General features: G+C 73.4%; 10 protein-coding genes and 1 pseudogene. 5 read left to right on the top strand and 6 right to left on the bottom strand.

Translation table 11 applies throughout. The features are described from left to right. Nucleotides 1–58: 58 nt before the first annotated feature. From ABEB00_RS03970 to rox, 5 genes are all read right to left on the bottom strand, one after another. Nucleotides 59–739 carry a GntR family transcriptional regulator gene (locus tag ABEB00_RS03970; RefSeq protein WP_345617446.1) on the bottom strand — a complete coding sequence of 227 codons (681 nt, stop codon included), beginning with the start codon at nucleotides 737–739 and terminating at the stop codon, nucleotides 59–61. A 131-nt stretch (nucleotides 740–870) separates the two neighbouring features. Next, nucleotides 871–1,818, bottom strand: coding sequence for a beta-ketoacyl-ACP synthase III (locus ABEB00_RS03965; RefSeq protein WP_345617445.1), 948 nt, complete (start codon nucleotides 1,816–1,818; stop codon nucleotides 871–873). 161 nt (nucleotides 1,819–1,979) lie between these two features. After that, a complete protein-coding gene (locus tag ABEB00_RS03960) occupies nucleotides 1,980–2,114 on the bottom strand; it encodes an MFS transporter small subunit (RefSeq protein ID WP_345617444.1) in 135 nt (44 codons plus the stop codon). After that, nucleotides 2,083–3,420, bottom strand: a complete 1,338-nt coding sequence (locus ABEB00_RS03955; protein ID WP_345617443.1) for an OFA family MFS transporter — start codon at nucleotides 3,418–3,420, stop codon at nucleotides 2,083–2,085. Before ABEB00_RS03955 ends, ABEB00_RS03960 begins: the two co-directional genes overlap by 32 nt. A gap of 213 nt (nucleotides 3,421–3,633) precedes the next feature. Further along, on the bottom strand, nucleotides 3,634–5,076 hold the full coding sequence (gene rox / locus ABEB00_RS03950) for a rifampin monooxygenase (RefSeq protein WP_345617442.1): 1,443 nt from the start codon (nucleotides 5,074–5,076) through the stop codon (nucleotides 3,634–3,636). A gap of 130 nt (nucleotides 5,077–5,206) precedes the next feature. Between rox and ABEB00_RS03945 the strand changes: the two are divergent. The 3 genes and pseudogenes from ABEB00_RS03945 to ABEB00_RS03935 form a co-directional block, all read left to right on the top strand. Beyond that, nucleotides 5,207–5,380: pseudogene (locus tag ABEB00_RS03945) on the top strand (2Fe-2S iron-sulfur cluster-binding protein); the annotation flags it as partial. Between the two features lie 24 nt (nucleotides 5,381–5,404). After that, complete coding sequence (gene fdhD, locus ABEB00_RS03940; protein ID WP_345617441.1) at nucleotides 5,405–6,253, top strand: formate dehydrogenase accessory sulfurtransferase FdhD; 849 nt, start codon at nucleotides 5,405–5,407, stop codon at nucleotides 6,251–6,253. A 199-nt stretch (nucleotides 6,254–6,452) separates the two neighbouring features. Further along, on the top strand, nucleotides 6,453–8,318 hold the full coding sequence (locus tag ABEB00_RS03935) for an exo-alpha-sialidase (protein ID WP_345617439.1): 1,866 nt from the start codon (nucleotides 6,453–6,455) through the stop codon (nucleotides 8,316–8,318). A 97-nt stretch (nucleotides 8,319–8,415) separates the two neighbouring features. Here ABEB00_RS03935 and ABEB00_RS03930 read toward each other — a convergent pair whose 3' ends face one another. Continuing rightward, nucleotides 8,416–9,546 carry a bile acid:sodium symporter family protein gene (locus tag ABEB00_RS03930; protein ID WP_345617437.1) on the bottom strand — a complete coding sequence of 377 codons (1,131 nt, stop codon included), beginning with the start codon at nucleotides 9,544–9,546 and terminating at the stop codon, nucleotides 8,416–8,418. 259 nt (nucleotides 9,547–9,805) lie between these two features. Here ABEB00_RS03930 and ABEB00_RS03925 point away from each other — a divergent pair, with 259 nt between their 5' ends. Beyond that, a complete protein-coding gene (locus tag ABEB00_RS03925; RefSeq protein ID WP_345617435.1) occupies nucleotides 9,806–10,678 on the top strand; it encodes a LysR substrate-binding domain-containing protein in 873 nt (290 codons plus the stop codon). Between the two features lie 296 nt (nucleotides 10,679–10,974). Further along, nucleotides 10,975–12,801: an AMP-dependent synthetase/ligase gene (locus ABEB00_RS03920; protein WP_345617434.1), complete on the top strand. Its 1,827-nt coding sequence runs from the start codon at nucleotides 10,975–10,977 to the stop codon at nucleotides 12,799–12,801. Nucleotides 12,802–12,837: the final 36 nt, after the last annotated feature.

The following is a 12,837-nucleotide window of genomic DNA, read 5'->3' as shown; positions in this document are numbered from 1 at the left end:
GCCGGGGGGCTCGGCGAGGGCCGGTGGCCCGGCGGGGGCCGGCGCGTGCGACGGCGGGTCAGGTGCCGGTGTCGCGCGCGTGGTAGGAGCGCCGGGTGTGCTCGGTGTGCTCCCGCATCAGCCGGGTGGCGCCCTGTTCGTCCCGTCCGTCGATCGCGGCGATCAGCTCCCGGTGCTCGATCCAGGACTGCCGGCCGCGCTGCCGGGCGATCGGCGTGTAGTACCAGCGCACCCGGCGGTCCACCTGGGCGGCGAGTTCGGCGAGGACGGTGTTGCCGGCCAGCTCCATCACCTTGGCGTGGAAGCGGGCGTTCATCGCCACGGCACCGTCCACGTCGTCCTCGGCGACCAGCCGCTCGCCCTCGGCGCACAGCTCCTCCAGGGCGGTCACGCCCGCGCTGTCCGCGTGGGCGGCGGCGAGCCGGGCGGCCTCCGCCTCCAGCAGCGTACGGACGGTGAGGAGCTGGTCGGCCTCGGCTTCCGTCGGCTCGTGCACGAACGCGCCCTGGGCGGGGCGCAGATCGACCCAGCCCTCGGTGTTCAGCCGTTGCAGCGCCTCGCGCACCGGCTGGCGCGAGACGCCCAGATGGCCCGCGAGTTCGCTCTCGACCAGGTGCTGGCCCGGTCGCAGGGCGCGGGTGGTGATGAGTTCGAGCAGCGCCTCGTAGACGCGGTCGCGCAGCGGGCCGGGGCGTTCGAGCCGGGGCACCGCCCCCGGCGGCAGTCCTGCGGACAACATCGCGGCCCCCTCGACGGAAGAAAGACGGTAAAGAAAGTATCAAGTGTCTTTCGTCTACAGTCTACGGTTCCCGCTTCCCGCTTCCCGCTTCCCGCTTCCCGCTTCCCGGTGTTCGGTATTCGGGTTCGGGTTCAGGGGCAGCGCACGACCTGCCCGGCGTACGACAGGTTGCCGCCGAAGCCGAAGAGCAGGACCGGGTCGCCGGTGCCGATCTCGCCGCGTTCGACCAGCTTGGCCAGGGCGAGCGGGATGCTCGCCGCCGAGGTGTTGCCGGACTCGACCACATCGCGGGCGACGACGGCGCGGACCGCGCCGATGCGCTGGGCCAGCGGTTCGATGATGCGCAGGTTGGCCTGGTGCAGGACGACCGCGGCGAGGTCGGCGGGGTCGACGCCGGCCCGTTCGCACACCTCGCGGGCCACCGCGGGCAGTCGGGTGGTCGCCCAGCGGTAGACGCTCTGCCCCTCCTGGGCGAAGCGCGGGGGCGTGCCCTCGATCCGTACCGCGTGCCCCAGTTCGGGCACCGACCCCCACAGCACCGGCCCGATGCCGGGTTCCGTGTCCGGGGCGCAGGGCTCGACCACGGCGGCGCCCGCGCCGTCGCCGACCAGCACGCAGGTGGTGCGGTCGGTCCAGTCGGTGACCTCGGACATCTTGTCCGCGCCGATGACCAGGGCGCGGCGGGAGGCGCCCGCGCGGACGGCGTGGTCGGCGGTGGCCAGGGCGTGGGTGAAACCGGCGCACACCACGTTGAGGTCCATCGTGGCGGGGTTGCCCATGCCGAGCCGGGCGGCGACGCGGGCCGCCATGTTCGGGGAGCGGTCGATGGCGGTGGAGGTGGCGACGAGGACCAGGTCGACGTCGGCGGGGGTCGCCCCGGCCGCGGCGAGCGCCTTGGCGGCGGCGTGCGCGGCCAGCTCGTCCACCGGCTCCTCGGATCCGGCGATCCGGCGGGTGCGGATGCCCACCCGGCTCCGGATCCACTCGTCGCTGGTGTCGACCAGGCCCGCCAGTTCCTCGTTGGTGAGGACTCCGGCGGGCTGGTAGTGGCCGACGCCGGTGATGCGCGAGCCGTGCATGGGCGGATCCCCCTTGTTGCTCAGGTAGCGGGACGGCCCAGTCTGATCAGTGACTCACGGGTACGACGGCAGGTGAAGCGACAGGAAACGGAGGCCGGGCTTGTCGGCTTCGGTCAGCGCCCGGACGGCCCGGCCCGCCCCCGGTGCGGACGGCCCGGCCCTCACCCGGTGAAAAGCTGCGTCGCCTTCCGCACCAGTTCGTACAGCCCGTAGGCGAGCGGCAGGCCCACCCAGATCCAGGAGAGGACGATCAAGGGACGCCGGTCAGGCGGACTCTGGCTGCTGTCGTGCGACATCGTCGCCCTCCTCGGGTTCCGGTGCGGAGATGTGGTGTCGGGGGTGGACGGGGCGGACCAGTTCGTTGGCGACGAAGCCGACGGCGAGCAGTCCGATCATGATGACGAACGACAGTCCGTACAGGGCGGAGCCGTGCCGGCCGGCCTCCTCCTGGCGGTCGGCGATCCAGTTGACGATCAGCGGCCCGAGGACGCCGGCCGTGGACCAGGCGGTGAGCAGCCGCCCGTGGATCGCGCCGACCTGGTAGGCGCCGAAGAGGTCCTTCAGATAGGCGGGGACGGTCGCGAAGCCGCCGCCGTAGAAGGAGAGGATGACCAGGGCGCTGAGGACGAAGAGCGGCTTGGAGGAGTCGCCGAACAGGGCGATGAGGCCGTACATCAGAGCGCCGACGCCCAGGTAGACGCGGTAGATGTTCTTGCGGCCGATCAGGTCGGAGGTCGAGGACCAGCCGATGCGGCCGGCCATGTTGGCGGCCGACAGCAGGGCGACGAAGCCGGCGGCGGCGGTCGCGGAGACCGGCGCCGAGGTGTCGGCGAAGAAGTCCGTGATCATCGGGGCGGCCTTCTCCAGGATGCCGATCCCGGCGGTGACGTTCATGCAGAGCACCAGCCACAGGCACCAGAACTGCGGGGTGCGCACCGCGACGCGTGCCGAGACCTGCGGTCCGGCGACGATGCTCGGCGCGCCCGCGACGGGCTTCTCCGTGCGCGGCACCCGGATCAGCAGGACACCGAGGAGCATGAAGACGGCGTACGACAGTCCGTGCACGAGGAAGGCGAGCGCGATCCCGGAGCTGTCGGTGCCGAAGGACTCCAGCATCTGCGCCGACCAGGGTGAGGCGATCAGCGCGCCGCCGCCGAAGCCCATGATGGCGATGCCGGTCGCCATGCCGGGCCGGTCGGGGAACCACTTGATGAGGGTGGAGACCGGCGAGATGTAGCCGATGCCGAGGCCGATGCCGCCGACGAAGCCGTAGCCGAAGACGATCAGCCAGTACTGCTCGGTGGCCGCGCCGAGCGCGGAGAGCAGGAAGCCGGAGGAGAAGCAGACCAGGGCGACGGTCATCGCCCACCGGGGCCCGCGCCGCTCGACCAGGGTGCCGCCGAAGGCGGCCGACAGGCCGAGCATGACGATGCCGAGCTGGAAGGGCAGGGCGCTCTGCGTGCCGCTGAGGCCGAGGGCGGACTCCAGGGGCGGCTTGAACACGGACCAGGCGTACGCCTGGCCGATGGAGAGGTGGACCGAGAGGGCGGCCGGCGGGACCAGCCAGCGGCTCCAGCCGACGGGGGCGACAGGGGGACTCATGATCCCGAACGGTAGGAAGATTTCGCCCGGTTGAGAAGGGGCGTGCCGACTGTACGCGGTGAACGGCGTGCGAAGGACGCCGAGCGGTCTCGGAGAGGGGCGCACCCGTGACGCCCCGTGACCTTCCGTGCCGCCCCCGCAGGGGTCGGGTGCTCAGCGGCCGGGTGCTCAGGGGCCGGGTGCTCAGGGGCCGGGTGCTCAGCGGCCGGGTGCTCAGGGGCCGGGTGCTCGGCCGCCGGCCGCCCCGAACCACCGCGGCAAGACGGTGACCAGTTCCTCCTGGTCCTGGCCGGCCCACGCGACGTGGCCGTCCGGCCGGAGCAGCACCGCGGGGGCGTCCAGTTCCTCGCTCACGTCCACGACGTGGTCGACGCGGTCCGCCCAGCCGGTCACCGAGAGCCGGCCGGTCTGGTCGAGGAGCAGTCCGCGGCCGCGGTGCGTCAGGTCGTAGAGGCGGCCCCGCTTCAGGGTGAGGTCCCGCAGCCGCCGGCCGAGCAGCGGGTGGCCCGCGCCGAAGTCGTAGCGGACCCCGATCGCGGTGAGCCGCTCGATCAGGAACCGGTTGACGTCGTCGAATTCCATCAGTTCCGCCAGCAGTTCGCGCACCGCCCGGGGGCCGGGCTCGGTGGACATCAGCTCCATCTGCGCGCGGGTGTGGGTCAGCACGGCGGCGGCGACCGGGTGCCGCTCGGTGTGGAAGCTGTCCAGCAACCCCCGCGGTGCCCGGCCGGCCACCTCGGCGGCCAGTTTCCAGCCGAGGTTGAACGCGTCCTGGATGCCGAGGTTGAGGCCCTGTCCGCCGGCCGGCGGGTGGATGTGCGCCGCGTCGCCGGCCAGCAGCACCCGGCCGGTCCGGTACCGCTCGGCCTGCCGGGTGGCGTCGCCGAAGCGGGACAGCCAGCGCGGTGAGTGCACGCCGAGGTCGGTGCCGGCGACCGCCCGCAGCCGGGTCCGGAACTCCTCCAGCGTCGGCGGCACGGAACGGTCCCCGGCCAGTTCCCCGGCGGGTACGACGACACGGAACGCCCCGCCCCCGAGCGGTCCGATCCCGAACCGCTGCTGCGTCTGTCGCACTCTCGCCGTCACGGCGGCCACCGTCTCCGGCGCCGCGGCCACCTCCATCTCGCCGATCAGCGTCTCCGTCCGGGCGGGCTCGCCGGGGAAGCCGACGCCGAGCAGCCCCCGCACGGTGCTGCGGCCGCCGTCGCAGCCGACCAGCCAACGCGCCCGCTGCCGGGTGCCGTCGGCGAGTCCGGCGGTGACCCCGTCGTCGTCCTGGCTCAGTCCGGTCAGCTCGGCGCCGCGCCGGATCTCGGCGCCCAGCCCGGTGGCGTGCTCGGCGAGCAACCGGTCGGTGACGGGCTGCGGGATGCCGAGGACGTAGCCGTGCGCGGTGTCCAGGCGGTCGGGCGCGGGCTTGTCGATGGCGGCGAAGAACCCGCCGAGCGGGTGCCGCCGGCCGTGCGCGAGGAACCGGTCGAGCAGCCCGCGCTGGGCCATCACCTCGATACTGCGCACATGCAGACCGAGGGAGCGGACCACCGGGGTCGGCTCCGGCTCCCGCTCCAGCACCCGTACGCCCACGCCGTGCAGGCGCAGTTCGGCGGCGAGCATCAGGCCGGTCGGACCGGCGCCCGCGATGATCACATCGAGCATGGCAATCCCCGTTCACAAGGCTCGGACGGCCGGCGGTTTCCGCAGGCAGCCGGCTCGGGCCGGTCATTCTGCGGGACCACCGGGGCCTTGCCGCAAGGCCCCCCTCGCGCTATAGCTTGAGAGTGGCGGGGAGACGGAGACGACCACCGGGCGCGCGTACTGCGGTGCGGGCTGCGGCCTCACCCTCCAGGTGCGGGACAATGAGATCGTGAAGGCCGCCTCGCCGCACGACAGCCCGGTGACCCGCGGAAACCTCTGCGTCAAGGGGCGCTTGGGCTGCCGGCACGTGCGGAACCGGGCCTGACCCGAGCGAACGGATGATGGGGACATGGGACGAGTCACGGAACGACGCAAGGTGATCCGCATCCGGGACGGGGCCGTCACGACCCGCCCGGACACGCTCGTCGCCGAGGAACCCCTGGAGATCCGGCTGAACGGCAAGCCGCTCGCCATCACCATGCGCACTCCCGGCGACGACTTCGCGCTCGCCGCCGGGTTCCTGGTCAGCGAGGGCGTCCTCGCCGAGCGGGACGACCTGCGCTCCATCGTGTACTGCGCGGGCGCCGCGGCGGACGGCTCCAACACGTACAACGTGGTGGACGTGCAGACCGCGCCCGGCCTCGCGCTCCCCGACATCACCCTGGAACGGAACGTCTACACCACGTCCTCCTGCGGCCTGTGCGGCAAGGCCAGCCTCGACGCGGTCCGGACGACGGCCCGCTGGCCCATCGCCGACACGCCGCCCGTCCGCCTCGACGCCGAGCTGCTCGCGAGCCTGCCGGACCGGCTGCGCGCCGCCCAGCACGTCTTCGACCGCACCGGCGGCCTGCACGCCGCCGCCCTGTTCACCGAGGACGGGGAACTGGCCGACGTCCGGGAGGACGTGGGCCGGCACAACGCGGTCGACAAGCTCGTCGGCCGCGCGCTGCAGAACGGCCGGCTGCCGCTGGCCCGGTCGGTGCTGCTGGTCTCCGGGCGGGCCTCGTTCGAGCTGGCACAGAAGGCCGTGATGGCGGGCATCCCGGTCCTCGCGGCGGTCTCCGCGCCCTCCTCGCTCGCCGTGGACCTCGCCGCCGAGACCGGCCTGACCCTGGTGGGTTTCCTGCGGGGCAACTCGATGAACGTGTACGCGGGCGCGGACCGCGTCGCCCTGCGGGCTCCGGCCGGCCAGGGCTGACCGCACCTCCCCGCGGCAGGGACGGACCGGGGCGGGGTGAGGCGGGACAGACCGGCGCGGGAGAGACCGGGGCGGGGTGAGGCGGGGCAGGGCGGCGACACGCGCGGAATCCAGCCAGACATATCAGACATGTGATGACTTGATCTACTGATGGCCAGACGACCGGCCACCGTTCAGCCGCCTGAAGGGCCATCACGTCATGCCGTCCTCCCCGCTCCCGCGTTCCCGATCCGCTCTGACCGTCCTCGCCGCCCTGTTCTCCCTGGCCGCCGCGCCGCTCCCCGCGCACGCCGACTCCTTCCCGGTCGCGGCGGAGTTCGAGCAGCAGGTGCTGTTCCGGGCCGACCGCGACCCGGGTTACGCCTGCTTCCGCATCCCGGCGATCGTGCGGGCCGCCGACGGCACGCTGCTGGCCTTCGCCGAGGGCCGGGTCCTCAACTGCGGGGACGCCGCCGACATCGACCTCGTCCTCAAACGCTCCACCGACGGCGGCCGCACCTGGGGTCCGCTCCAGGTCGTCAACGCGGGCGGCGGCGACACGCACGGCAACCCGGCCCCGGTCGTGGACCGTGCCACCGGCCGCGTCCTGCTGCTGGAGACGTACAACGCGGGCCGCGCGGACGACCTCGGCTGCACGGTGCCCTGCGACCGCGTCCCGCACGTCCAGTACAGCGACGACCACGGCGCGACCTGGTCCACGCCCCGCGACCTGAGCGCCGAGATCCGCCCCGAGACCTGGAACTCCTGGTACGCCACCGGCCCCGTGCACGGCGTCCAGCTCACCCGGGGTCCGCACGCCGGGCGGCTGGTCCTCGGCGTCAACGCCGAGACCTGGGACGGCGACGGGGTCTCGGCCAACCACGCCGCGCTGGTCGTCAGCGACGACGGCGGCGCCCACTGGCGGGTCGGCGCCACCGACACCTGGCCCGTCCTCGCCGACGGCACCTTCCGGCAGAAGCCGTCCGAGGTGACCCTCGCCGAACTCAGCGACGGCTCCCTGCTGGTCAGCGCCCGGGACCAGGACGGCCTGGACCTCGGCCACCGCGCCCAGGCGGTCAGCCGCGACGGCGGTGACAGCTTCGCCGGGCCCTTCGAGACGCTCCCGGACCTGTACACCCCGCAGGTGCAGGGCGCGCTGCTCACGCTGGGCGAGCGGGTGCTGCTCTCCGCCCCGGCCGACCCCGACCGCCGCCGCACGATGACGATCCGCTCCTCCTACGACGACGGCGCCACCTGGGACAGCGTGGACCGGGCCACCGTCGTCACCCGGGACTGGGCCGGCTACTCGGACATGGCCGGGCTGGACGCCACCACGGTGGGCCTGCTGTACGAGGGGGGCGCCGTCGACGCCCGCGACGAGATCCGGTTCGCCCGCTTCACCGAGGACTGGCTGACGGCCCGGCGCGGCGCCGACCCCACCACCCCCGACCTCGCCCCTGGCGCCCCGCCCGCGGCCGTGCTCGGCGGCGCGTCGGTGACGGACGGCGCGGTGGGCGGCGCGCTCGCCCTCGACGGCGCCGACGACTCCGTACGGCTGCCGTACCGCGACGGGCTGCCGCTGGGCACCTCCGACTTCACGGCGTCGCTGTGGTTCCGGTACACCGCGGCGGACGGCGAGCGGCCGCTGCTGTGGATGGGCGGGACCGGCGTCCACCAGGCCCAGGTCTGGCTGCGCGCCGAGCCGGCCCTCGACCGGGTGCAGGGCCTGATCACCGCGCGGGAGGGGGCGGACGCGCCCCGGTCGGCGTACGTGCGCGCCGAGGGCGCCCGCAACGACGGCGACTGGCACCGGGTGGTGCTGCGCCGGGGCGGCGGACGGCTCACCCTCTTCCTGGACGGCACCCGGTCCGAGGTGGCGGACGTGCCCGGCTCGGTCAGCCGGAACTCGCCGTTCGGGGTGCACGTCGGCGCCCGGATGGACGGGCGGGCGCACTTCGCGGGCGCCCTGGACGACGTCCGTGTGTGGGACCGGGCGCTGAGCGACGAGGAGATCGCGGGCGGCCGGCCGGGAGCGGACGGCACCGTACTGCGGCTGCCGCTGGACCGGGTGGACCCGGCGGGCTGACCTCGCGGCGCCGACGCCGAAGGTGACCGGGCACCACCACCGGGCACCACCGGGCACCACCGGGCACCACCACCGAGCGGCAGCGGGCACCCTCGGGTCAGCGGGAACGGGTCCCCGTGCCCGCCCCGGGCCGCCCGGCCGCCTCCGGCGCACCCTCACCCGCGCCCTCGCCGCCCTTCCCGTCCCCGTCCCCGTCCCCGTCCCCGTCCCCGTCCCCGTCCCCGCGCTCGTCCCCGCCCGCCTGCTCCTCGTCCGCCGCGAGCGGGTCGTGCGAGCGGCGCTTGGCGATGACCGCGCAGACCATGAGCTGCATCTGGTGGAAGAGCATCAGCGGCAGCACGGCCAGCGAGGCGTGCGCGCCGAAGAGCACACTCGCCATGGGCAGTCCGGAGGCCAGGGACTTCTTGGAGCCGGCGAACTGGAGGGCGATCCGGTCCGCCCGGCCGAAGCCGAGCGCCTTCGCGCCGTACCAGGTCAGCGTCAGCATCACCGCGAGCAGCACGGCCTCGACGGCCAGCAGTCCGGCCAGCCGCACGGGGCTGACCTGGTGCCAGACGCCCCGCACCATGCCCTCGCTGAACGCGGTGTAGACGACGAGCAGGATGGAGCCGCGGTCGACCAGTTGGAGCACCTTCTTGTGCCGGGCGACGAAGGCGCCGATCCAGTGGCGCAGCAACTGCCCCGCGACGAAGGGCACCAGGAGCTGGAGCACGATCTCGACGACCGAGTCGCCGGAGAAGCCGCCGGCGCTGCCCCCGAGCAGGGCGGCGGCCAGCAGCGGGGTGAGGACGATGCCGGCCAGCGAGGAGAAGGAGCCCGCGACGATCGCGGCGGGCACGTTGCCACGGGCGATCGAGGTGAAGGCGATGGAGGACTGGATGGTGGAGGGGACCAGGGTGAGGAAGAGCAGGCCCTGGTAGAGCGGGTCGGTCAGGAGGACCGGGACGAGCCCGCGGGCGGCCAGACCGAGCAGCGGGAAGACGACGAAGGTGCAGGCCAGGACGGTGACATGGAGCCGCCAGTGGGTGAAACCGGCCACCGCCTCACGGGTGGAGAGGCGGGCGCCGTAGAGGAAGAAGAGGAAGGCGATCGCCACCGTGGAGGCGCCGCCCGCGACCTCGGCCCCCGTCCCGCGGGCGGGGAGCAGCGCCGCGAGGACCACCGTCCCGAGCAGCAGGACGACATACGGGTCGACCGGCATCCGGCGCGGCCATCGCAGGCGTTTCACGGTGCTCCACTTGCTCGTTGCTGGTTGCTTGCTCGTTCCAGGATGGTCGCGGTCGCACCCCAGAGGTATGGGCCCCAGAGGTGCGGGCCCCAGAGGTGCGGGCCCCAGAGGTGCGGGCCCCAGAGGTATGGGCCCCAGAGGTATGGGCCCCAGGGCTACGAGTCCCCTCCCCATCGTGCGCTCTCACCGCGCGATCGGGAATCCCGTACACCGCTCTCACTGTCATCACGTTCCGCGATGACCGGCGTAGGGTGGGTGCGTGTACGACCCCTCTCACCTGCGCACGTTCCTGTCGGTGGCCCAGACGCTGAGTTTCACGCAGGCGGCCCGGCGGCTCGGGCTGCGGCAGTCGACCGTGAGCCAGCACGTCCGGCGCCTGGAGGGCGTCACCGGGCGGCCGCTGTTCACCCGGGACACCCACTCGGTGGAGCTGACCGAGGACGGCGAGGCGATGCTCGGCTTCGCCCGGCGCATTCTGGACGTGCACGAGCAGGCGACCGCCTTCTTCACCGGCACCCGGCTGCGCGGCCGGCTGCGGTTCGGCGCCTCCGAGGACGTGGTGCTCACCCGGCTCCCGGAGATCCTGGAGGGGTTCCGCCACGACCATCCGGAGGTCGATCTGGAGCTGACGGTGGAGCTGTCGGGCACCCTGCACGAACTGCTCGACGCCGGGAAGCTGGACCTGGTGCTGGCCAAGCGGCGGCCCGAGGACCCGCGGGGCGAGCCGGTCTGGCGCGACCGGCTGGTCTGGATCGGCGCGGAACGGCTGCGGGTCGACCCCGAGCGTCCGGTGCCGCTGATCGTCTATCCACCGCCGGGCATCAGCCGGGCCCTCGCCCTGGAGGCGCTCCAGCGGCAGGGCCGCGAGTTCCGGATCGCGTGCACGAGCGGCAGCCTCAACGGACTGATCGCGGCGGCCCGCGCGGGCCTCGGTGTGATGGCGCACTCCCGCGGACTGATCCCGCCGGGCCTGGCCCGCGTACCGGAGCGGGCCGGCCTGCCGGAACTGGGCCGGGTCGACTTCGTGCTGGCCCACGGCCGCCGCCGCACCGCCGCCCAGGAGGCCGCGGCCGCCCTGGCGGCGGCGATCCTCAGGGGCGGTGACCGGCTGCACCGGCCGCACGGTGACTGACCGGGCGCCGGCGGACGGGCGGACCGGCGCCCGGAGCTGCCGCCACACCCGCGCACTACCGCCGGTAACCGGACCGTACAGATTCCGTGGAGATTACGGCCGGGAACCTTACTCAACGGTCAGATATCTGTCCGGCCCTTCCCCATGTGAGCGCATTGTCCCGGGCTGACCAGCGTGGCGGCGGGCCCCGGGGCGCCTTGTGGGCCCGTTCGCGCCCCACGGGGTGGGGTAGCTTTCACGGCGCTGTGCGGGGTGTCACAAGGAGCGTCGCGAGGAGCTGGGAGCGGGGAACGGGAGTGCGCGAGTTCACGAGTCCTGCGACGGCGTCGGCACCACCGGTGGGCGGGCTGGCCGACGTGGTCTTCCGCAATGCCCAGGAGGACCCCCGGTACATCGCCCTCGGCCGCAAGGACGAGGCGGGGCGGTGGCGGAACGTCACCAGCGCCGAGTTCCGCGACGAGGTGCTCGCCCTCGCCAAGGGCCTGCTCGCCCGGGGCGTCCGCTTCGGGGACCGGGTCGCCATCATGTCCCGCACCCGCTACGAGTGGACGCTCTTCGACTTCGCGCTGTGGACGATCGGCGCCCAGGTGGTCCCCGTCTACCCCACCTCCTCCGCCGAGCAGTGCTTCTGGATGCTGTACGACGCCGAGGTCACCGCCGCGGTCGTGGAGCACGAGGACCACGCGATGACGATCGCCACCGTCATCGACCGGCTGCCCGCGCTGCGCGAACTGTGGCAGCTCGACTCCGGCGTGGTGCGGGAGCTGTACGAGGCCGGCGCCCACCTCGACGACGACGTGGTGCACCGGCACCGCAGAGCCGTCACGCCCGACTCGGTGGCCACCGTCATCTACACCTCGGGCACCACCGGCCGGCCCAAGGGCTGCGTCATCTCGCACGGCAACTTCATGTGGGAGGCGGACACCGTCATCGAGCGCTGGGAGCCCGTCTTCGGCGCCCGGCGCGGCGAGGAGGTGTCGACCCTGCTCTTCCTGCCGCTCGCGCACGTCTTCGGGCGGATGGTGGAGATCGCCGCGATCCGCGGCCGGGTCCGCTTCGGCCACCAGCCGCAGCTCAACGCCTCGGCCCTGCTGCCGGACCTGGCCGCGTTCCGGCCGACGTTCATCCTCGCCGTGCCGTACATCTTCGAGAAGGTGTTCAACGCGGCCCGGCGCAAGGCCGAGAAGGAGGGCCGCTCGGGGCCGTTCGAGAAGGCCGTCGAGGTGGCGGTGAAGTACGCGGAGGCGCTGGAGGCGAAGGCGTGGGGCAGCGGCCCGGGGCCGTCGGCGACCCTGCGTATGCAGCACCAGCTCTTCGACAAGCTCGTCTACGGCAAGGTGCGGGCGGCGATGGGCGGACGCATCCGCAACGCCATGTCCGGCGGCTCGGCGATGGACCGCCGGCTCGGCCTCTTCTTCGCGGGCGCCGGCGTGCAGATCTACGAGGGTTACGGGCTGACCGAGTCGACGGCCGCGGCCACCGCCAACCCGCCCGAGCGCACCCGCTACGGCACGGTCGGCCGCCCGGTCCCGGGCGTCAGCGTGCACCTCGCGGACGACGGCGAGATCTGGCTGCGCGGCGAGAACGTCTTCCAGGGCTATCTGAACAACGAGAAGGCGACCGACGAGTCGCTGCGCGACGGCTGGCTGGCCACCGGCGACCTGGGCTCGCTCGACGAGGACGGCTACCTCACCATCACCGGCCGCAAGAAGGAGATCCTGGTGACCTCCGGCGGCAAGAGCGTCTCGCCCGGGGTGCTGGAGGAGCGGGTCCGCGACCATCCGCTGGTCAACCAGTGCGTCGTGGTCGGCAACGACCGGCCCTATGTCGCCGCCCTGGTCACCCTCGACCAGGAGGCCGTCGACCACTGGCTGGCGATGCGCAACAAACCCCGGCCGCCCGCGGCCGAACTGGTGCGCGACGCCGATCTGGAGACCGAGGTGCGGCGTGCGGTCGTCGCCGCCAACACGCTCGTCTCCCAGGCCGAGTCGATCCGCACCTTCCGCATCCTCGCCCAGCCGTTCACCGAGGAGCACGGGCTGCTCACCCCCTCGCTGAAGCTGAAGCGCCGGGCCATCGAGAAGGCGTACGGCGCCGAGATCGAGGCCCTGTACCGCGCATGAACGCGGCGTGCGGCGGGAACGGGCATTTCCCGGCGT

This window comes from Streptomyces ziwulingensis, from assembly GCF_039542605.1.
Lineage (GTDB): Bacteria > Actinomycetota > Actinomycetes > Streptomycetales > Streptomycetaceae > Streptomyces > Streptomyces ziwulingensis.
The sequence above is the reverse complement of the archived record's forward strand: the minus strand, read 5'-3'. Positions and strand labels throughout refer to the sequence as shown.